The organism is Lysinibacillus sp. NPDC056959, assembly GCF_042674095.1.
GTDB classification, from domain to species: domain Bacteria; phylum Bacillota; class Bacilli; order Bacillales_A; family Planococcaceae; genus Lysinibacillus; species Lysinibacillus zambalensis.
Map to the genome: position 1 here is coordinate 123019 of NZ_JBHURE010000002.1, position 23918 is coordinate 146936.

Consider the following 23918-nt stretch of genomic DNA (forward strand, 5'->3'; position numbering starts at 1 on the left):
TAAACTTTACCATGCCAAAAGATTTTACTTTTGGCATGGTAATCTATTAAATAAATTTAGGAATCAGTTAATGGAGGTTCTTCTAAAATAACGTGCGCATTTGTACCTCCAATTCCTAAGGAACTAACTCCAGCACGACGTGGGATACCGTTCTTACGATCCCAAGCTTTTAATTCTGTATTTACATAAAACGGACTATCTTTAAGGCCACAGTCAGGATTTGGCTTTTCGAAGTTAATACTTGGAACTAGCTTGTCATATTTCAAGCAAAGGGCTGTTTTTATTAAACCCGCAATCCCCGCAGCTGAATCAGTGTGACCAATATTTCCTTTAACAGAACCAAGAGCACAGGAAGCTGTTTCCTGTACATTAGAAAAAGCTTCTTTTAAAGCTGAAACTTCAATAGGGTCACCAAGATATGTTCCCGTTCCATGCGCTTCTATATAGCTAATTGAAGAGGGGTCAACATTCGATGCTGCTTGTGCCTTTCGAATTACATCTGCAACTCCTTGAGGGCTTGGAGCTGTATACCCTATCTTTTCATTCCCATCGTTATTGATTGCTGAGCCTTTAATTATTGCATAGATTGGATCATTATCTCTTTGAGCATCAGAAAGACGTTTTAATAAAATTACACCAACTCCATTTCCACCAACTGTTCCGTTTGCGGATTCATCAAAAGGTCTACATTTACCATCAGGTGAAAGAATAAATCCTGGCTCATAAACATATCCTTCTTTTTCTGGTACCTGTACACAAGCTCCACCAGCAAGTGCATAATCAGATTGTCCGCTTAATAGGCTTTGACATGCCATATGAACCGCTACTAATGAAGTAGAACAAGCTGTATCAACTACAACACTCTCTCCTTTTAGGTTTAGCTTGTATGAAGTACGTGTTGCAACGAATTTTTTAAGTGTTGAAATATCCGATTGAAATTCATTAGATGCCTCTTCGTCGCTATTTCTCGAACCCCGTGGCGAATAATTAGTCTCTGAAATTCCTGCATAGACAGAAGTCCCCTCGCCAATTTCTTCTAAATTGTATCCAGCATTTTCGATAGCCTCCCACGCACAAAGTAAGAAAAAGCGCTGTTGTGGATCTAGATCACTGGCTTCTTTATGCGACATTTGGAAGAAATCAGGATCAAACATATCTATTTCTTCTAAATATCCACCCCTAAGTACTAAACGTTCTAAAATATCTGAATCAAGAGACTCTAATGAGTATGGAAGCTCTTCTAAAGGAATATCCTTAACTAGCTCATTGCCTTTAGTTAAATTTGACCAAAACTCATAAGTGTTTTTAGACTCTGGGAAGCGCAACCCAATACCAATAATTGCAATTGACTCATTTTTAGAAGTTGGTATTCGTTCTTTTTGGCTAGATAGAGCAAAATTTGTATTAGTAATTTGTCCAATAGCTTGAGCTATAGATGAAATAGTTGTGTACTTAAAAAGATCAGTTACTAAGACATTAACTTCCATCTTCTTTTTAATAGATTCTTTCATTTTCATTAATAATAAAGAATTGCCACCTAAATCAAAGAAGTTGTCATTTATATTAATTTCTTCAGGGTCTATTCCTAGGATTTCAACCCAAATATTAAGTAATATCTCCTCTAATTGATTTAAATTAGAATTGCCACCCTTATTATTTAATTGAACAGGGGCTTTTCTTTCAAATTCTTGTTTAATAAGCTTATGGCGATCAATTTTTCCACTTGGTAAAAATGGCATTTTATTTAATGGTATAAAATCAGATGGTATTAAATAAGCCGGTACCTTTCTTTTTATAAATTGACGCATTTCCTTTCCATCTATATAATTGCCGGTGCTTGTGTAATAGGCAACTAACTTGTTATTACCTATGGAGTCTTGTGTAACAACAACAGCTACCATATGAATATCTTGATGTTCCAGAAGGTGAGACTCAATTTCACCAATCTCAATTCGATATCCCCGTACCTTAATTTGGCCATCTTTTCTTCCTACATATTCAATGGTCCCCGCAGATGTTAAACGGACAATGTCGCCTGTTTTATACAGTCGCTTTTCTGGATAATACGGATGCTGAATAAACGCTTCCTTTGTTTTCTCTGGCTTGTTTAGATAGCCCCTTCCCAGGTTTGCTTCACTTTCGATATATAATTCCCCCGGTGTATTTATTGGACAAGGATTCATATACTGATTTAAAACATGAAGTTTTACATTGCTTATCGCTTTTCCAATTGGAATGGAAGATTGGCTATCCCCAAGTTCATTTACTAACTGTGTAGCTACAAAGACAGTGGCTTCAGTCGGCCCGTACACATTAACGATTTCGATATGTCCTCCCCGCCGCCACCATTCACGTACAAACTCTGATTTTAACGCCTCTCCTCCGACCACAATTCGCTTCATAGTTGACAATTTGCCTAAGTCACTCTCTGGCAGTAATTTCGCAAATTGATGGAAGAGTGCCGTCGGCATCAAAGTCATGGTAGCTTTCAATTGTTGGACAACATCCGCAAATTTATCAATGGATTGCCTTTCTTCATCAGACAAGATATGCAGACGTGATCCGCATAAGATAGTCTGCCAGATTTCCCATACGGAAACATCAAAACTGTGGGAAGAAAACTGTAAGACTATTTCTTGGTCCACAAAATCGTTATATCTGTATTTCCAATCTTCTACTAGATTCACGACACCCATATGCCTTAACATTGCACCTTTTGGCTGTCCTGTGGAACCGGACGTATAGATTACATAGGCTAAATCATCCGAAGTGTTGTAAATCGGAAGATTATCAATACTTGTTTTATCCGGAATATCTCCCAATGTGATTGCCTCAAGATTGTGAACTAAATTGCTCTTTAAATGTTTTTGAGTGAGCAGTAATCTTATGCCACTGTCCTTCAACATATATTGGATACGTTCTTCCGGATAAACAGGATCAATCGGCACATATGCCCCACCCGCTTTCAGTATTCCAAGCATGGTAACAATAACTTCTGCCCCTCGATCCATCATAATACCTACAGGCTGGTTAGGTCCCACTCCCTTTTCCCGTAAGAAATGGGCAAGCTGATTGCTTCGTTCGTTAAGCTCTCTATACGTAAAGCTGTTCTGCGCATCAGATAGCGCTATCCGATTGGCACAGCTATCGGCCTGTTTGTAAAACAGTTCCGGAATGGTTTTTTCTAAATCAAATGGAATCGTTGTATCATTTAACTGCCTATGCAACAGTTGGTCTACCTCTGGTAGTAAATCAAGATTCCTAATCGGTTCATCAAATTGGTTCACCAAGGCTATCAAAATCTTCTGATACATTTCGTCAAATCGTTCGATGGTCTTCTCTAAAAACAAGTCCGTACTGTATTCATAAGAAAGCTTAATTCCTTCTGGGGTATTCGTTGCGAATAAGCTAAGATCCATTTTTGAAGTAGTCTGGGAAACTTCTTCATCCACGGCTTCAAAATTTAACCCCGACTGTTTATCCTCTCTCCCATTTTTATCGTGATAAGAGAATATAGTTGCAAACAAAGGAGATCGACTAGAATCTCGCTGAGGGTTTACCTTCTCCACCAATAAGTCAAATGGGTAATCTTGATGTTCATACGCGCTGAAGATTTCCTGTTTTACCTCCTGCAGAAGATCCCTAAGTGTGTTCACCTTATCAAATCGAACTCGAATTGGAAGTGTATTTACAAAAAATCCAATCATATCTTCTAGTGTTTCTACAGATCGACCGGTAACCGGTGATCCCACAATAATATCCTGATCTTCTGTCAATACATGCAGCAACATATTATAAGCAGCAAACAGGAGCATATATAGTGAACCATCTTCTTTGTTCGCCAGAGCCCAAAGCTGTTTAGTCAAATCTTTGGAGACTTTGGAACGTATTACTGATCCACTAAGACTCATTTCTTCAGGACGAACTTTGTCAGTTGGCAGTTCTAAAACTGGCAAAGGCTTTTTCAGCTTATCCAGCCAATAGTCTTCTTGTTTCCCCCACATTCCTTTTTGGATTTCTTGATTCTGCCAATCTGCATAATCGACATAACGGATAGGGAGAGGAGTTAGGCTTGGCTCCTCATTTCTTATTAGCGACTCGTAGATTTCTGACAGATCACGGAAGAAAATATTATAACTCCATGCGTCTGTAATAATATGATGCATATTAAGGTAAAGTTTGTAATCTTCTTTACTACATTTATAAAGAATTGCACGAAGTAAAGGAGCTTTTGCTAAATCAAATGATTCTGCGTTAACATCTCGAGTTTTTAAATTTATATATTCTTTCTGATCATTAGAAGCCATTCCACCTAAATCACGATATTCTAATGAAAAATCTATACTTGACTTAATTGATTGGTATGGCTGTCCATCCACATCAGCAAAAGAAGTTCGTAAAGAATCATGACGATTTATAACCTCTTTAAAAGCCTGCTCAAATTTTGGTACATCAAGATTTCCTTTATATGTGTACATCGCAGCTACGTCATAGCTTCTGTTATCCATAATCAATTTATAAAGGAACCATAAACGTTTTTGTGAGTGCGATAGCTCATATCTATCTTGTTCTAATAACCTGTTGATTTTCCTCTCACCATATCCATAAATGGATAACTTACTGAGTATTTGTTCTATACGTTCGGACATTTCCTTTAAAGTAGGATATTGGTATACGTCTTTCATACTAAAAGTTATTTTAAATTTGTTATTTACACGATTAAGTAGCTGAATTCCTAATAAAGAGTGCCCTCCTAAATCAAAGAAGGAATCGGAAAGTTCAATTGTGTTTCTTTGGAGAATATCCTCCCAAATTTTCACTAATCTAGATTGAGTAGAAGTTAAAGGTTTTGTAACTTCCTGATTTATCTTCTTATTTTGGGATTCATACTTCTCCAACATCTTTCGGTCCACTTTCCCACTTCCTGAAAGTGGCATTTTTTCTAATTTTATAAATTTTGCAGGTAACATATAAGTAGGTAACTTGTCTACAAAGTAAGAGCGGATATCTTTTTCACTAAAGTCCTCTCCTGTTGTTGTATAGTAAGCAATTAATGTTACAATTTCGTTTTCTTTTTTAGGTATCACAGCTACCATATGAATATCTTGATGTTCCAGAAGGTGTGACTCAATTTCACCAATCTCAATTCGATATCCCCGTACCTTAATTTGGCCATCTTTTCTTCCTACATATTCAATGGTCCCCGCAGATGTTAAACGGACAATGTCACCTGTTTTATACAGTTGCTTTTCTGGATAATACGGATGCTGAATAAACGCTTCCTTTGTTTTCTCTGGCTTGTTTAGATAGCCCCTCCCCAGGTTTGCTTCACTTTCGATGTATAATTCCCCCGGTGTATTTATTGGACAAGGATTCATATACTGATTTAAAATATGAAGTTTTACATTGCTTATCGCTTTTCCAATTGGAATGTTAGATTGGCTATCCCCAAGTTTATTTACTAACTGTGCAGCTACAAAGACGGTCGCTTCAGTCGGTCCGTACAAATTCACGATTTCGATATGCCCTCCTCGACGCCACCATTCACGTACAAACTCTGATTTTAACGCCTCTCCTCCGACCACAATTCGCTTCATCGTTGACAATTTGCCTAAGTCACTCTCTGGCAGTAATTTCGCAAATTGATGGAAGAGTGCCGTCGGCATAAAAGTCATGGTAGCTTTCATTTGCTGGACAATATCCGCAAATTTATCAATGGATTGCCGTTCGTCATCAGACAAGATATGCAGACTTGATCCGCATAAGATAGTCTGCCAGATTTCCCATACGGAACCATCAAAACTGTGAGAAGAAAACTGTAAGACTATTTCTTGGTCCACAAAATCGTTATATCTGTATTTCCAATCTTCTACCAGATTCACGACACCCATATGCCTTAACATTGCACCTTTTGGCTGGCCTGTGGAACCCGACGTATAGATTACATAGGCTAAATCATCCGAAGTATTGTAAATTGGAAGATTATCAATACTTGTTTTATCCGGAATATCTCCCAATGTGACGGCCTCAAGATTGTGAACTAAATTGCTCTTTAAATGTTTTTGAGTGAGCAGTAATCTTATGCCACTGTCCTTCAACATATATTGGATACGTTCTTCCGGATAAACAGGATCAATCGGCACATATGCCCCACCCGCTTTCAGTATTCCAAGCATGGTAACAATAACTTCTGCCCCTCGATCCATCATAATACCTACAGGCTGGTTAGGTCCCACACCCTTTTCCCGTAAGAAATGGGCAAGCTGATTGCTTCGTTCATTAAGCTCTCTATACGTAAAGCTGTTCTGCACATCAGATAACGCTATCCGATTGGCACAGCTATCGGCCTGTTTGTAAAACAGTTCCGGAATGGTTTTTTCTAAATCAAATGGAATCGTTGTATCATTTAACTGCCTATGCAACAGTTGGTCTACCTCTGGTAGTAAATCAAGATTCCTAATCGGCTCATCAAATTGGTTCACCAAGGCTATCAATATCTTCTGATACATTTCGTCGAATCGTTGGATGGTCTTCTCTAAAAACAAGTCCGTACTGTATTCATAAGAAAGCTTAATTCCCTCTGGAGTATTCGTTGCAAACAGGGTAAGATCCATTTTTGAAGTAGTATGGGAAACTTCTTCATCCACGGCTTCGAAATTTAACCCCGACTGTTTATCCTCTCTTCCATTTTTATCGTGGTAGGAGAATATAGTTGCAAACAACGGGGATCGACTAGAATCTCGCTGAGGGTTTATCTTCTCCACCAATAAGTCAAATGGGTAATCTTGATGTTCATACGCGCTGAAGATTTCCTGTTTTACCTCCTGCAGAAGATCCCTAAGTGTGTTCACTTTATCAAATCGAACTCGGATTGGGAGTGTATTTACAAAAAATCCAATCATATCTTCTAGTGTTTCTACAGATCGACCGGTAACCGGTGATCCCACAATAATATCCTGATCTTCTGTCAATACATGCAGTAACATATTATAAGCAGCAAACAGGAGCATATATAGTGAACCATCTTCTTTGTTCGCCAGAGCCCAAAGCTGTTTAGTCAAATCTTTAGAGACTTTAGAACGTATTACTGACCCGCTAAGACTCATTTCTTCAGGACGAACTTTGTCAGTTGGCAGTTCTAAAACTGGCAAAGGCTTTTTCAGCTTATCCAGCCAATAGTCTTCTTGTTTCCCCCACATCCCTTTTTGGATCTCTTGATTCTGCCAATCTGCATAATCGACATAGCGGATAGGGAGAGGAGTTAGGCTTGGCTCTTCATTTCTTATTAGCGCCTCGTAGATTTCTGACAGATCACGGAAGAAAATATCATAACTCCATGCGTCTGTAATAATATGATGCATGTTAACATAAAATCTATATTCTTTCTCAGCACATTTAAATAGAATTGCTCTTATAGGAGGTTCTTTAAACAAGTCAAAAGCAACTTTATTATTTTTATCTATTAAACTACTAATTTTCCTGTTTTGAACCTCAAAGTTATCTAAAGTTAAATCGATATAATGAAGTTGGAATGGACCATTTTCTTTAACAATTTGTCTTGGTATACCTTCTTCTTCAACAAAAATAGTTCTTAATATTTCATGGCGTGCTATTAATTTATCTAACGATCTTCTAAACGTCTGGATGTTTAAGTAACCATTAATCCCCTTTATTGTAGGAACATTATAAAATTCATTTAACGGATTGAGAATATATAAAAACCATAACCTTTTTTGTGCATGTGACAACTCATAGTTCTTTTTAGTCGGTAACTTCTTAATCTTTGATTCTTCATTATTGATATTCGCCTCGTTATACAATTGTTCAATATGTAAGGCTAATTGATCTAAAGTACCGTTTGTAAATATATCCTTAAGATCAATTTTTACATTAAATACTTGTTTTATACGATTTATAACTTTAACTGCTACTAACGAATGACCACCAATTTCAAAGAAGTTATCTTTAAGACCGACTTTTTCTTTATTAAGTACACGTGACCAAATTTGGCTTAATTTAATCTGTGTAGGCGTGTTTGGCTCCAAATATCCCTTTCCTTGATCTGTAACAATATGGACGATTGATGCTTTTAATTTCTTCCGATTAACTTTCCCATTAGATGTTAACGGAATCTTTTCGACCATAAATACATGGTTAGGAATCATATACAGAGGAAGTTTATCTTTTAAAAACTTCTGTATTTCTTCTAAAGAAATTTCAATCTTGTCATTAGAGACTAAAAAAGCAATTAAGCGTTTATCTCCTGTTGCTACTTCATGAGCAATTACAATTGACTCTTTTATAGAAGAATGTTCATTTAGAGCTGTCTCAATTTCTGCAAGCTCTATACGTACACCCCTTATCTTGACTTGATCATCTTTTCTTCCTATAAAGACTATATTTCCATCAGTTTGAAAATAGCCTCTATCACCTGTTTTATACATAAAAGCATCTTCTTCATCAAATAAATCAGGGATAAATGCTTCCTTTGTTCGTTCAGCATCATTTAAGTATCCCCTAGCAAGCCCCACCCCAGATAAATAAATCTCTCCAATGACTCCGACAGGAACAGGTTGCAATTCCTCATCTAAAATATATAATTTTGTATTATGGATTGGTTTACCAATAGGGAGGTTATCCCTACCTATATCCTCCTTAGAACATTTATAAACAGTTGCATCAATAGAGACTTCCGTTGGTCCCCATTGATTGTATAAATTAACATGTGGTAATTTCTCAAAGTGTAGTAGAATAAGTTCTGATTTCAGAGCTTCCCCACTAGATATCACTGTCCTTAAACGTAGTAATTCCTTATAGTTTTGATCATTAATACTATCTAGGAAAAACTTTAATACACTTGGTACAAATTGTATAAATGAAACATTATATCGGATTGCAGCCTCTAGTATTGCTTCAGCATCACTGTGAAGTCCCGGCTCCAAGACTGCGATCCGCGCACCAATCATTAAAGGCCAGAAAAACTCAATAGCAGAATCATCGAAAGTTAATATAGTTTTTTGTAAAACTGTATCTGAAGGACTTAATCTATGATAGTCTTGCATCCAACAAATCCTATTTACCCAACCTTTGTGTAAATTAGCCACCCCTTTAGGTTCTCCAGTAGATCCAGATGTATAGTAGATGGATACTAAATTGTCTGATTTCACGTTTATCTCAGGATTGTTAGTGGGGAATTTCTCCAATTCACCCCAACTAGTTTCAACTGAAATATAAGGGATTTTTATATTTAATAGATTCCCGCTCAAATTTTCTTGCGTTAAACATGCAACTGATTGAGAGTTCTCTATGAGCTTTAAAACCCTTTCTTTAGGTGCCTCCGTATCTATTGGTAAATAGGCTCCACCAGCTTTTAAAACTCCTAAAAGGGAGATAACCATTTCCAATGATCTATCCATGTATACAACTACAGGTGTATCTGGCCCCACTCCATTAAAACGCAAGTAATGGGCCACCTGGTTAGCTTTTTGATTAAGTTCATGATAGGTAAGGCGTTTATCTTTATAAATAACAGCTTCATTATTTGGTGAATGTGCTACCTGTTCTTCTATTAGCACATGAAGAGGTTTTTCCTCTGGATAATCAAAAGCTGTTTCGTTCCAATCTCTTAAAAGCTGTTTGCTCTCCATCTCTGTTAGTAAAGGATATTCAGTTAACCTTTTATTTGGATCATTCCCAATAGCCCCTAACAATACATTAAAATTGTTCGCCATACTTTTTATAGTTTCTAAACTATAGAGGTCTTTGTTATATCTAAAAGAAATATCTAAATTATCATCTTCCTCAATAATGGAGATTGTCATATCATATTCAGATTTACCAAAATCCACCTTCAATTCATTTATTGTTAAATCTGAAATTTCGAACTTGAGCGGAACTTCCGTTTGAAATTCAATTTGAAATAATGGAGTATAACTTAAATCTCTTTTTGGTTGTACACGCTTCACCACTTTTTCAAAAGGCGCCTCTATATTTGAGAATGCTTCAAACATATTTTCCTTTACTAAATCAAGAAGCTCTTGATATGACATATTCTTTGAAAAATTAGTACGTAAGACAACGGAGTTAATGAAAAAACCAATTAGGTCATCTGTCTGGCTGTTACGATTTGAAATAGGACATCCTAATGTGATATCTTCTCTAGATGTATATCTAAAAAGAAGTGTCTTAAAGGCAGCCATCATTATAATAAATAAACTTGTTTGTTTTTTAATACTTAAATCTTTAAGCGACCTATATATAGTGTTAGGTATATTAATATTCAATAAAGCTCCATTTGAAGTTCGGATCATAGGTCGTTTATAATCAGTTGGAAGTTCTAATAAAGGCTCAACGTTTTCTAATTTCTTTTCCCAATAGGTCAATTGTCTTTCTAAAGATGCCTTATCAAACTCATTACGCTGCCAATAAGAGTAATCCCCATATTGAATTTCAAGAGGCTTAAGAGGTGAAGGTTTATTATTTAGAATTTCAGTATATAAAGCACTAATTTCCTTTACTAATAATCCAGCAGATGTTCCATCAAAAATAATATGATGTACGATGAATTGTAGCCAATGCTCAAAATCATTTATCTTCAGAAGGTTAACTCGAAATAGCATATCCTTTTCTATATCAAACTGTTTATCTGCTTCCTCCTTTAAAATATTTTGCGCATAAGCAATTTTCTTTTGTTCTTCATTAATATGGCTTACATCAAGATGATTCACTTTTATTAATAGATTAGGAGAAATTGCTTGTACAGCTTCTTCTTTTTCTCCCTTAGAAAAAGAGGTACGAAGAATTTCATGGCGGTCTATAACTTCTTGTATCGATGATTCCAGCACTTTAATATTAAGCAGGCCTTCAACTTTAAAAACCCTTGAAACATTGTAAGTTGAATCTCCCGGATTCATTTGATTAGCAAACCACACCCCATGTTGTGCATAAGAAAGTGGAACATCAATATTATCAGGTCTTCTACCAATTTTATTTCTTCTTTGTGCACCCAATCTTTTTAATCTTTTTTCAATAAGACTATTTTTATTCTCATCTTCCTTTTTCAACTAGTTTTCCCCCTTTGTTCTGTTATTATCCGTTAATAAATCCCCAAGTTATCTACATGTTTTTCTTCATCTTCTAGCAATAATTTTTCAACTACTTTCGAAAAGCTTTCAATTGTTGGTGTCTCGAAAATAGAACGAATAGGTAAATTTATATTTAATAACTCATTTATCTCGGAAACAATGCGCATAGCAAGTAATGAATGCCCCCCTAAACTAAAGAAATTATCTATTTTACTGAATTGGTCAAACTCTAGGACGTTAGACCATACATCAGCAACTAATATTTCTACTTCTGTTTTTGGAGTCTCCTCTATTTTTTCATTAGCTGCTATTTGGGGTTTAGGTAAAGATTTTTTATCTACCTTTCCATTAGTGGTGATAGGTAATTCTTTCATCTGAATCATATGAGCCGGAACCATATAACTAGGCAAGATACTACTAAGCCAATCATAAATTGCCTTTGTTTCAATTTTTAAACCTTGTTCTAAAACTATATATGAAACTATTTTTTTGTTTTTCGAATTTTCACCATCTAGTATTACTACCGATTTATTGATTCCCGGATGTTGATTCAGTACCGCTTCAATCTCACCAAGCTCTATCCTATACCCTCTAACTTTTACCTGTGTATCCATTCTCCCTAAATACTCCAAATTCCCATCAAGTAAGAACCTTCCTAAATCACCTGTTTTAAATAGTCGTTCCCCTGGTAGAAAAGGATCATCTATAAATTTTTCTTGTGTGAGCTCTGGGCGGTTAAGATAGCCCTTTGCAACTCCATCTCCCCCTATATAGATCTCACCCGTTATTCCAGAAGGAACTAATCTTAATAATTTATCTAAAACATATATATTAGTATTATTTATAGGACGACCAATCGGGAGCGAGGAGGATTCATTATAGTCGTTAGGAACTTCAAAGATACAACAACCAACAACAGTTTCGGTTGGTCCGTACTCGTTGATTAAGATTGTTTCCGGTGCATGTTCCTTCCATACTTTTATATGTTCGTGGTAAAGAGCTTCTCCCCCGATTACAATTCGCTTCGCTGCCTCTTTTAACTCATTTTTGGATAGCTGCTGGCTAAGCATTTGAAGATGAGCAGGTGTAATTTTTATTAGGCTAAAATTTTTACTTTTTTTCAATGTTTCACTTAGTGAATCGAATCCTAGATAATTTGATACAAGACTGACCGTTTTACCAGCTAACAACGGTAAAAACAAACTAGTAATTGTTAAATCGAAACCAATAGGAGAGTGTACAGGAGCACCATTACCTTCTGATGTCTTGTAGGCCTCCAAAGACCACGCTAAATAATTTACAAGTCCTTTATTCGAAATAACAACTCCTTTAGGTGTACCTGTAGAACCAGAAGTATAAATTACATAAGCATTATCCTCAGTGTCAGCTTTACAAGGTAAATTCCCCAAATTTCTTAAGTCTTGTTTCCACTCGTGCGAGTCAAGATAAATGATTTCAGCTTGATTCTCTTTTATTAAAACTGAGAGGTCACTATGACTTAATATAATCTCTAGCTTTGCATCTTTTACAATGAATTTTAGGCGTTCTATGGGATAGCTAGGGTCAAGGGGGACATAAGCTCCTCCCGCCTTCAATATTGCTAATATTCCAACAACTAAATCTATTGAATGATTAAAACACACCCCCACCAAGCAATTAGGTCCTATTCCTTTATCACTTAGATAATACGCTAGTAGGTTGGCCTTTTCATTTAATTCCCTATAGGTTATCTTGTCTTGATCATCAACAACTGCAATAGCATTCGGTGTTTTTTGAACCTGTTCTTCAAATAAATTTTGAACGAGTAAATTTTTTTTAATAGAGACTTTTTTGCCTCTTGAGAAGTTTAATATTCTCTCTTTTTCCATCTCTGACAAAATAGATATATCCTGTACTTGTTGATTAGGATTTTCAACAATACATTTTAATGCTTTCTCAAAATGGCTTAATATTAAATTAGCTGTTTCATCTGAGATTTCATCAGTTTTATACTTTATTTGTAAAGTAATAGCCTTGCCTGGCTTTACTATAAATGCAACAGGGTAATTTGTTCTCTCAATTATAAAAGGATTTTGAATCTTAACATTTCCCCATTCATTTTTATTCGTTGTTTCTGGGTAGCTTTCAAATACAAATATACTATTAAACAAAGCTTGGTCATTCGGAATATCAGCCCATTCTCTAAGCTTTATTAGTGGAGTATGTTCAAATTCTCTTATCTTAAGAAATTGCTTTTGAACTTCTCTGACCCAATTTGAGAATGTTTCTGTATGTTTAATTTTCACTTGAAAAGGGAGAGTGTTAATAAACATTCCTAAAATCGATTCAGCGCCTTCAAGTTCTGCAGGTCTTCCAGAAAAAGTTGTTCCAAAAACGACTTCTTCTTCCAAACTATATCGATGTAAAAGAAGGGCCCAAATACTCTGTAATAAGCAATTTATTGTGTAATGATTCAATCGTCCAACCTGGCGTATTTTCTCAGATAAATTAAGAGATATCTTTAGTTCTGTTTCATTATATTCGTAGGGAAGTTTACCGTGATTTGCTTTTTTCGCAAATTTGATAGTTGTAGCCGCCTTAAAATCTTTAAGTTCATTCGCCCAGAAATTACTATCATTTGACGAATCCCTCAGTTGAAGCCATTGAATAAAATCTTTGTATTGACTATTACTCCTATATCTAATAGGTGTATCATTAATTAAATTCTTATAGCCTTGACCTATCTCTTCTAATAATAAAGATAGACTCCATCCATCTAACATGAGATGATGACGTGTAAATATTAATTGATGAATTTGTTCACCTTTTTTTATTAAAGTAAATCGAAATAAAGGTACTTCTGTAAATCCCTTTACTCTATCTAATTCTAGATACTTTTGTAGTTTACGCTCATAGTCCTCATTAGAAAGAATAGACCAATCGTGAAATTCATATGGTATTTTTATATCTGAATAAACTACCTGAACTGGCTTTTCAAGTCCCTTCCATAAAAAATCAGTTCGTAGTGCTTGATGGCGTTTCACTACTTGATGAATACTTTCTAATAATAGTGATACTTTTAAATTCCCATTAAGTTCACAGGAGTATTGCACGATATATAACCCTTGTTCCGGTTCATATTCTGAATGGAATAGAATGCCTTGCTGGCAAGGTGATAGTTCATATAAAGTTTCAATATTATCCATCTTTAGACGCTCCTTTATTTGATAATATACCCATCAATTTATTCAAATCCTTTTGACTAATTTTAGCTTCTGGAAATTCTTCAGGATTAGAAAATGTTAACTCTTTATTTTTTTTACAGTAACCTATCATTTTTCTTAAATTATCTATATAATTATCGGCAAGTTTTTGAATAGTGATTTGATGATTGATGTTACAACTATATTCCCAATTTATCTTTAATCTTTTGTCCGTCACCATAGCAAGAATATCTAAGATATAACTTCTCCCCCCCCGATTATCTATATCTCCCCCTTTAAATCTTTGGTCCATCTTAAAGATAGAACTATTAAAAGTTTGATCAAATTGACCTAAATACTTGAATTTAACTTCTGCTGCTGGGAAATTCCTTAGTTTATCACTCTCATCTTGAGAATCATTTAGATATCGAAGCAACCCAAATCCGATTCCTCTGTTAGGAATAGTTTGTAATTTTTCGTTAACAATCTTAACTAAATTCTTTAAGTCTTTATCTTCTCTAACTTTGTTTGCATCTATAAAAACAGGATATATACTAGTGAACCAACCTATAGTTCTTGATAAGTCTACTTTATCAATTATTTCTTCTCGACCATGTCCCTCTAAATCTATATACAAGTTCTGATGTGCTTTCTCATTTTTAAAGGTAATGAATAAGGCAGCTAAAAGTATATCGTTAATTTGGCATCCAAAGGTTTTAGGTACCAATCTCAGTAACTCTTCAGTTTCATTTTCTAATAAAGAAACGCTTATATTTCTTGCTGAAACTAGTGAATTCTCTCCATTAGTAAAGTCTCTAGGAAACGGCACTCGCTTTGGATTAAAGCTCCTCCAATATTGATAATCTTTATCCAGTTTACGTGAGCCGACTAACTTTTTGAGCTCTAATGCCCACTCTTGGAACGAAGTCGTTTTATAAGGTAAATTATTTTCACTACCTGTCTTCAATTGTAAATAAAGGCTTTCTAAGTCCTCAATTAAAATTCTCCAAGACACTTCATCCATAATTAAGTGGTGAATAACTATTAATAACTTATCCCCCTGTATAGGATGTAATTTAAAATATTCAGCAGTTATTAACGGACCATCTATGATATTTAATGATTTTTGTTTACTATTTGCTGTTTCAATTACCCTTTGATTCTGAACAGGTATGGGTAAATCAGAAAAGTCATGAACTGAAAGTGGAATATCATTGATGCTATCATCATAATAATGTTCCCAATTCGCTGTATTACATATGAATTTTGACCGTAGAATATCATGGTGATCTACTAAATGATTAAGAGCTTTTTGTAACAATTCAATATCTAATTCCTCGTGTAAGTCTAATGATAGAGACATATTGTAGTGAGAAAAATCAAGTATTTTTTTTTCGAAAAATAATCGTTGTATAGGCGTCAAAATATTCGTACCTGTTACTTTAGTTTGCTTCTGAATAAACTCTGGTAAGAAAGAAGGTTGAATATGTTTAGAGAGTTCGCTTATAGTAGGCTGGTTAAAAAGATGGCTAAAGTTAAAATACAGACCTAGCTTTCTGCATTTTGTTATTATCTGCATTCCCAGTATAGAATCTCCACCGAGCTCAAAGAAGTTATCATCAATTCCAATATCACTAGTTTGGAGAACTTCACACCATACCTTTGACAGAATTTTTTCAGACTCTGTTCTAGGTTCAATATATTCTTGATCCGATATATATTCAGGTTTAGGTAACGCTTTACGATCGAGTTTTCCGTTATGAGAAAGAGGCAATTCATCTAAAAAAACGAAACTCGATGGAATCATATACTCTGGAAGCTTCCCTTTAAGGTATTTTTTAATGTCTATTATTTTTAAATCAGATGTTTTACTCCTCGGTACTATGTATGCTACAAGACGATTATCATCCTCATTAAAATTTTGTTTTACAACAACAGCTTCATATATAGCAGGATACTGTGATAAAGCATAATCGATTTCACTAAGTTCTATACGAAAACCTCTTACTTTCACTTGAAAGTCTTTTCTTCCTAAATACTCTATGGTGCCATCCAAATGCAGACGCCCTATATCGCCGGTTTTATATAAATATGGTGACAAGCCATCATTAAATGGATTATGAACGAAAGCCTGTCTAGTTAAATCAGATTGGTTAAGATAGCCCCTTGCTAAACCAACACTACTTATATACATTTCACCGGGAACTCCAGTAGGTACAGGTATTAATTTGTTATCTAGAACATATACTTTTACATTATCAATTGATTTTCCAATAGGGATGAAACTAAGCTGTTTATCCCTTTTACTTTTCCAAGCAGTTGCTGTAACAGAAGCTTCAGTAGGTCCGTATAAATTAATTAAGTCCGCTTTTATAACGTTATGAAAAGATTGTTGCAAACTGATAGATAAAGCCTCTCCTGAAGAAAACACTCTTTTTAAAGAAGTGCATCTTTTTATTCCTTCATGTTGCAAAAAGACTTTAAGCATTGAAGGTACAAAAACAATGGTAGTGATTTCTTTATTAATTACTAGCTCTAATAGATAATCGGTATCTTTATGACCATTTGGCTTGGCAATTATTAGCTGTGCCCCTGATATTAATGGCCAAAATATCTCTCTTATTGAGGCATCAAAACTAAAAGGTGCCTTTTGAATGACTTTATCCTCATGAGTTAATTCAAAGTTTTTTTGCATCCATGTAAGATAATTAACAATACCTTCATGTTGCACCATAACCCCTTTGGGATTTCCAGTAGAACCAGAGGTATATATCACATATATTAAGTTTTTCAGAGTAGTATTATTATCCAAATTATCACAGTTATACCTAAAACAATCAGATTTTGAAGTGAGGCAAACTACTTGAACACCGTCTTTAATTATTCTGGTTTTAAGATTTTCTTGCGTTAAAACTATCGAAACGTTTGTATCCTCAAGTACGTATTCTATTCTTTTTTCTGGATACGTAGGATCAATTGGCACATAGGTACCACCCGCCTTTAAAATTCCTAAAAGGCCTATTATCATTTCCAAAGACCGTTCTACATAAATACCAACTAGTGTATCCGGGCCAACCCCTTGCTCTCTAAGAAAGTGTGCTAATTGATTTGCTCTTTCATTCAATTGTTGGTAAGTTAGAATCTCTCCCTCAAAATCAACTGCTATATTAAAAGGAGTTGCATTTACTTGTTTTTCAAACAGCTGATGCACACAGTAATTGTTTAACACACACTTGTCAGGAATGTTTTTATTAATAATTGAAAATATATCTTCTTTGTTTAATAATTGAATGCCAGAAACATTTTGTTCAGGGTTATTTGAAACTTCTTCTAAAATATCTAAATAATGCATCTTAATACTCTCAATAATTCTTTCATCAAACATCTCTGCATTATAAGATAGCTGAACAGCTATCTGTCCTTCCTCCGATGATAAACCAAATGAAATCTCAAAATATTCACTTACTTTATTATTTGTGAAATTAATTGGGTGAATAAACTTTATTTGCTTGTATTGATTATGGGTCTCTGAAAAAAGCTCAGTTGAATCTATTTGACGTTGTTGCATTATTTCACATTGTTTTTTCTCTATTAATGACAAGATTTCTAAAAAAGATAAATCTTCATTTACATCTATTCGAAGTATTAAGGGGTTGTCTATACTTGGTGATAGGGTTGATTCGATTACTATACATTCGCGATTACTATAGCGACAAAGTAGAATTACATAAGATGATAGTAAAATATGATCTATTTTAGTTTGATATTTATCTGACATATTCAACAGACTTTGATGTATATTTTCAGGTATATCAAATGTAAGGCTATTTTTTTGTTCATTAAAATACACTGCTTTTTCAGGTAATTTTATTCCTGGTGAAGTACCTTCTGACTGACTTCTCCAAAACTCTTTATTTTCTTGTTTTATTGGGGCTTCTGATGTTCCTCTTCCATTTAGATTACTCATCATTCTAATCTCCTCATTTTATTTATAGTGAAAATAGTTTTAAGGGAAACTAAGCTTTAGAGTTCTTGAATAAAAACAGGCTCTTCATAAAACCTCAGACCATTTGACCATCTACTAATAAGCATATCCCAATCTCTATCGAGAGGTTCCGCTTTCTTTAGAAGTTCTATGGGAATATTTAAGTTGAGAATTCTCCCGCTCAATATACATCTAGTAACACCTGGTGGTAAAAGAAAGTTCTCTAGACCAACAGTCTTCATAAAATTTATGTCTACTTTTGGAAAGCTTACAACGACCATATTATCGTTTTGTAAATTTAAGTTGTTTAAGGATTTTAGCCTTTGAACCTCATAATTTTTGCTATATGACTCCACTACTAAGTTCCATAGTTCTATTTTTTTCTTTAATGAGATACCTTTTTTATCCCCATATATATTCTCTTGCTTATTTTTGCTAAAGTACAGTTTAGCAATTGATTGTCTATCTTCACTTTCGTTGCCGAATTCTAGTTTCAAACTTTCTTTTAATCTCTGAATCCAGTCACCTAAAGGCACTAAATGATACCATGTCTCAACCTTTAAAGAGTCAAGATTTTCAGTAGATACAACTTGAGCTAATATATTTTTACATCCTAGTTCTTTCAAAGCTGATGTTCTGTGCGCCCCATCTAAAATCAAATACTTCCCATCATCGATATATAAAGCCAATGGTGGATTTTTTAGAACTCCATCCACTTCGAGTGATGAACGTATATTTTCTATATGACGATGATTGTATTTTTCATGAAAGCAGATATTCTCAACTGGAATGAATTTAAGCGTTTTTAAAATATTCTCTGGTATTGTGTTTACAGGCATTTCCACTTGCCCCTTTCATAAACTAAAAGATGTAATAGCTGCTCATAATAAACGTTTATATGATTATTCAATATAAACGTTTATTAATTCCCAACTTGTAGTAGTAAATATTTTTTATTGATAAAGCGTATTTTCAATTAAATCAATTTTCTGATTTTTTATGATGTACTTTTTAAATGTCAGTTAGCAAAAGAATAGTTCCTAAAGAGCATATATCAGATAACAAACCCTTTCCTAGTACTAGAAATTGATCCAAAGTTAACTTACCATTTTTTAGAAGATACCTAATCTTTTATCTATTTTTCCATATTTTATATAAAAATTCAACTAATTTCAATTATTATTACTCATCTAACTATTACCTATATTCTGTATATTCAGATAATTACAACTATAGTTTAGATTTAAAATTGAGAAAATCAGCTATGAAAAAAATTAAAGAGAAGTAAAGTTGAACGATAAAAAATCGACATTAATTCCATATTTATGGAATTGATGTCGATTTTCCTTTATTTTAAATCTGGAATTCACTTTAATTAACCCAGAAATTTGACAATTCTTGTAAATTAACAGTGAATACTCCTTGTACCTCCATGCCAATTAAATCCAAGGGTGTGAAAGAAATTATTTTATAAGCTTTTCATTTTCGCCGTCGGAAGAAATTTGCTCCCGCTTAATCATCAAAATTCTCCCTAAAGTAGAAAGCTCCACAATTCCACTATACTTAGTGCCTTCCTTATACGAGCAATCAGTTAAAAAACTTTATATACTGCCTGTTTTCTAAAGGTGTTGTTCTGATAATCTGTCCATTTGATGAAAAAAGACGCTATTCCTAATACGGAAATGCGCCTATTTCTAGGAAATTAGTTTCAATTTGTAACGCGGTTTTGAGGTATAATTTTAAGGCTGTTATCTGCCCCTCTGTATCAGTTTCTTTTTTTCCAGCAAGATTTTCCTCTAATAAGATACCATCGGTAACATTTATCATAAAGGTGGCAATTGTACTAAGAGGCTGTTTTGGATAAAATTCTCCAGTGTCTACTCCTATTTGAAGCATTTTAATATAGTTCTCCCTTGAACGATTGAAACGTGTAAGTAAATACGGAATACGCTCCATTCCTTCGCTACGCCAACCTGTGACGAAATATTCATAAGTAACTGCACTAATTTTATTAAATGAATCTTTATTGTACTCATCTAAAATAGACTCTATAGTTTCCCAAACAGTTTGATTACTTTGGATAAGATTATGAATTTTCTTTTCAAACTGTTCGTCCCTTTCATTCAGGATGCTCTTTAACATCTCCTCTGTACTAGAAAAATATTGATATACTCCACCTCGGCTCATCCCAGATACTTCAACAACGTCTTTCATAGTTGTAGGCTCGAAACCTTTTTGGCAGAATACCGTTTCTGCAGCCTTCAATATTTCACGCTTGCGTTTTTCTTTGTATTGTATCGACACTTTAGGTGACATTCCGAACCTTCTTTCGATAGGAGATTTAATTATAATAGTTAATATGCTGACTGCAATCAAAGATGTGCCTGACACAATAAATGTCGTAACAACACCAAACAATTCGGAAAGAATTCCACCTGAAACCATACCAATCAATGTCCCAAGTGTAGTCATACTGTTGATCATTCCGAAGACACGGCCAGTTTTATCTACTGGAGTACTTTTTTGTGCAATTATGTTTAAAGGAATAATCGCCGATCCAAAAGAAAAACCTGCTAGAAAAAATAGCATGGGATATGCAATTGAAAGAACTATAGGGGAAAGTTGAGACATAAGAGCAAGCGCTGCAAGTGAAATTCCAAGTCCTAAAGCACCAAAAAACATGCAACCTAGTGTTGAACTAATATGTTTTTTTGTATATATTGCTGATGCTATAAACATACCACCGCCACTAGCGGCCATACTGTATCCCGCAATGGTTACAGGATCTTTAAAGATACCCCTTAAAAGTACCATGAATTGAGTATCGGCGATTTGTAGAACGAGAAGCAACAATGTAGTAATAATTAAACTAACTAACATGACAGGGATTGTTTTTAGGAAAGAGAATCCTTCTTTTAGTTCTACTAAGAAATTTGAAATGATATTCCGTTTTTTTTGCTGTTCATTTTTTTCAACCATATTCTTTCGATGATGCTTTGGAACACCAAGTAAAAAGAGTGCTGACAAAGCAAACGAAAGAGCATCGATATAAAATGCCAATTGGATGCCTGCAGTAGCAACAAACATTCCGCTAAGTACTGGACCAATTATTTTTGCCCCATTATCAATCATCCCACTGATTCCCATTGCAGCTTGAATTTGGTCATCCCCTACGATCTCTTTTAATTTACCATTTTTTGCGGGAATAAATAATGCTACAAACGAACTTTTTAAAAATATCAAAACATATACATGCCATAGTTGGGTTGAAAATGCTACTCCAAGAACAAGGACCAAACAGAATAGATCGGAAATCAACATAATTAAGCGTCGTTCAAAACGATCACTTAACACTCCGCTAAAAGGTCCAAGCAATACCATAGGACCTACAAAAACTAGCATTACACCAGACACTGCTATTGGTGAAGTATTCCACTTTACAGCAACCAAAGTAATTACAGCTAAAATATCCAACCAATTCCCAATGGCCGAAACGGTTTGGGAGGCAATCAAATACAAAAAAGCCTTATTTTTATACAAACGGTTTGAAACAGAACCACCAGTCATCCTTATTCCCCCATTAATGAAAAAAATAGTAAAACTAACAACCCTGCCATTATTATAAAATGACAGGGTTGTCGGTTTCAAGAACTAAATGTACCCTAGAGGAATAAGTTCACACAATTCCCTATCACTATTCGGTTCTGTTTTCTGAATCTAGTGTCATAGCTAAAAATCCTAGTCAAAGAAGAGAGGATGGAGAGTAAATATTATCTCTCTTCCAGCTCATATTGCAAACTTAGGTTTACAATCACTTTACAAACTTCCTCTAATAACTTACTTTCTTGAACGCTTCTGTTACCAATAGTCCAGATATATATCACACCCTTGTCATTTTCTATAGTACACCATCGATTCCAATTAAAATCGTCATATGGAAATACAATTACTTTTTGATCCATAATTACATCTTTATACATTTCTTTAGACTTTAGGACAGAGAATATCTCTTGTATTACCAAATCAATTTTTTCTTTTTCTTCAAGAACTATACTATACTCAATACCCATATTAATTTACACCTATCTTCATGATTTCATCATCTACGGCAGACAGTCTACTACTTATTTGATGGTATACCGATATAACATTTTCTTTACACATGTTTTCCGAAATTTTTGTAATTATGTATCACCAATTAACTGATAAATATGAACTGTGATACTTGGCTGCGATAAATGTAACCCTTCTGCTGCCATTCGAAAATTACAAGATTTAGCTGCAACTACAAAAGACTGTACCCATTTATAATCCAAAATCTCATCCCCTTTCGATCAATTATGCCTCGGCATAATTGCGTCCAGAATTGGCTTTGTGCTTAGGCCTGCATGACGCAGGTCGGTTAGCCTTTATCGCATAGATGCGATGATTTTAGGCTAACATCCACTGTGAACTCCTTACCGATTCCTTGACATCCGCTGAAAGAAATTAATGTTGTTAATCAACTTCATTAACTATATTTAATTTACTAAATTATCCAATAATAATAAACTAAAAAGTAGATCGATTACTTTTACACAAAGGGGAGAATCGTATGTTAGCCAAATTAAGTAAACAATTTCGTACTTTTGCAAAAAATGAATGTGAAAACTCAAGTCCACTGTATGAACATTTAGCGAATAAGATTGCTGAAGACGATGAACTATTAAAAGTTGCGGCGTTTATACCTCAAGGACAACCTGCACCTAATTTATTATTAGCTGGTGTTCAGTATTTACTGTCATCATCAAAAGACGATTTACTTCATTTTTACCCATCATTAACGACAGCACCTAAAGAAATAAATGAAGTGTATCCTGTTTTTAAAGCATTCGTCCTGTCTCATTCAGACGAAATGAAGACTTTATTTCAAGAAAAACTTGTTCAGACAAATGAAATCCGCCGTTGTTCTTACCTTTATCCGATGATGACAGAAATATATGAACGCCACAAAAAACCATTAGCATTCATAGAAGTTGGTGCAAGTGCAGGGCTTCAACTTGGGATGGATCAATACAATTACTGCTATAATGAACAGCTTCACATAAACAATTCTAATAATGATTTCATTTTGTCATCAGAAAATCAGGGTCAGCCGCTTCCAACTTCTATTTCAAATGCACCAGTTGTTTGTAATCGAGTGGGCATCGATTTAAATCCTATTGATATTCATAATGAGGAAGAGCTCCAATGGCTCCAAGCCTTAATTTGGCCGGAGCATCAAGAACGTAGACTATTGTTAAATCAAGCGCTCCCTATTTTAAAAGAGCTCGATTTACAACTGATAAAAGGAGATGCCATTAAACTTATTAAAGATATTAGTAGAGAAATTAATGAAGAAGCAATGTTAGTTGTTTACCATACACATGTGGCCAATCAAATCCCAATGGAGTTACGCCTTGAATTAATAGAGCAATTAAAAGTGATTAGCATAGAACGACCTCTCTACCATTGCTATAACAATTTATTTGATATGCAACTGCATCAAGATTTTATTAATCTAGGAGAAATAGAATCTATACGGACAATGGAACGCCCTGATGGCCATGCTCGATGGTTCAAGTGGTCCAACTACAAATAAAATTGTCACGAAAAAACGCTGTATAAGATTGCCCCCTTATACAGCGT

Annotated in this window: 7 protein-coding genes and 1 pseudogene; 1 reads left to right on the forward strand and 7 read right to left on the reverse strand. The window is 34.6% G+C overall.

Annotated features, from left to right (window positions below; genetic code table 11):
- Positions 1–56 precede the first annotated feature (56 nt).
- The 7 genes and pseudogenes from ACFTQ7_RS02730 to ACFTQ7_RS02760 form a co-directional block, all read right to left on the reverse strand.
- Positions 57–11063, reverse strand: a complete 11007-nt coding sequence (locus ACFTQ7_RS02730; protein ID WP_386827132.1) for an amino acid adenylation domain-containing protein — start codon at positions 11061–11063, stop codon at positions 57–59.
- A gap of 32 nt (positions 11064–11095) precedes the next feature.
- Complete coding sequence (locus ACFTQ7_RS02735; protein WP_386827133.1) at positions 11096–14269, reverse strand: non-ribosomal peptide synthetase; 3174 nt, start codon at positions 14267–14269, stop codon at positions 11096–11098.
- On the reverse strand, positions 14262–18236 hold the full coding sequence (locus ACFTQ7_RS02740) for an amino acid adenylation domain-containing protein (RefSeq protein ID WP_386827134.1): 3975 nt from the start codon (positions 18234–18236) through the stop codon (positions 14262–14264). Before ACFTQ7_RS02740 ends, ACFTQ7_RS02735 begins: the two co-directional genes overlap by 8 nt.
- Before the next feature lie 53 nt (positions 18237–18289).
- A complete protein-coding gene (locus ACFTQ7_RS02745) occupies positions 18290–19090 on the reverse strand; it encodes a ParB N-terminal domain-containing protein (protein ID WP_386827135.1) in 801 nt (266 codons plus the stop codon).
- A gap of 832 nt (positions 19091–19922) precedes the next feature.
- Positions 19923–21818: an MFS transporter gene (locus tag ACFTQ7_RS02750; RefSeq protein ID WP_386827136.1), complete on the reverse strand. Its 1896-nt coding sequence runs from the start codon at positions 21816–21818 to the stop codon at positions 19923–19925.
- A gap of 203 nt (positions 21819–22021) precedes the next feature.
- The gene (locus tag ACFTQ7_RS02755; RefSeq protein ID WP_386827137.1) at positions 22022–22321 is read right to left on the reverse strand and encodes a hypothetical protein; all 300 of its coding nucleotides are present in this window, start codon (positions 22319–22321) and stop codon (positions 22022–22024) included.
- Between the two features lie 129 nt (positions 22322–22450).
- Positions 22451–22567: pseudogene (locus ACFTQ7_RS02760) on the reverse strand (LysR family transcriptional regulator); the annotation flags it as partial.
- 278 nt (positions 22568–22845) lie between these two features.
- On the opposite strand from ACFTQ7_RS02760, the gene ACFTQ7_RS02765 reads away from it, so the two are divergent.
- On the forward strand, positions 22846–23871 hold the full coding sequence (locus tag ACFTQ7_RS02765) for a DUF2332 domain-containing protein (protein ID WP_386827138.1): 1026 nt from the start codon (positions 22846–22848) through the stop codon (positions 23869–23871).
- Positions 23872–23918 lie beyond the last annotated feature (47 nt).

Excerpts from the sequence above, each read along its gene's own strand:
- ACFTQ7_RS02735 (WP_386827133.1), bottom strand. The coding sequence starts at position 14,269 with ATGGATAATATTGAAACTTTATATGAACTATCACCTTGCCAGCAAGGC.
- ACFTQ7_RS02740 (WP_386827134.1), bottom strand. The coding sequence starts at position 18,236 with ATGATGAGTAATCTAAATGGAAGAGGAACATCAGAAGCCCCAATAAAA.
- ACFTQ7_RS02745 (WP_386827135.1), bottom strand. The coding sequence starts at position 19,090 with ATGCCTGTAAACACAATACCAGAGAATATTTTAAAAACGCTTAAATTC.
- ACFTQ7_RS02750 (WP_386827136.1), bottom strand. The coding sequence starts at position 21,818 with ATGACTGGTGGTTCTGTTTCAAACCGTTTGTATAAAAATAAGGCTTTT.
- ACFTQ7_RS02755 (WP_386827137.1), bottom strand. The coding sequence starts at position 22,321 with ATGGGTATTGAGTATAGTATAGTTCTTGAAGAAAAAGAAAAAATTGAT.
- ACFTQ7_RS02765 (WP_386827138.1), top strand. The coding sequence starts at position 22,846 with ATGTTAGCCAAATTAAGTAAACAATTTCGTACTTTTGCAAAAAATGAA.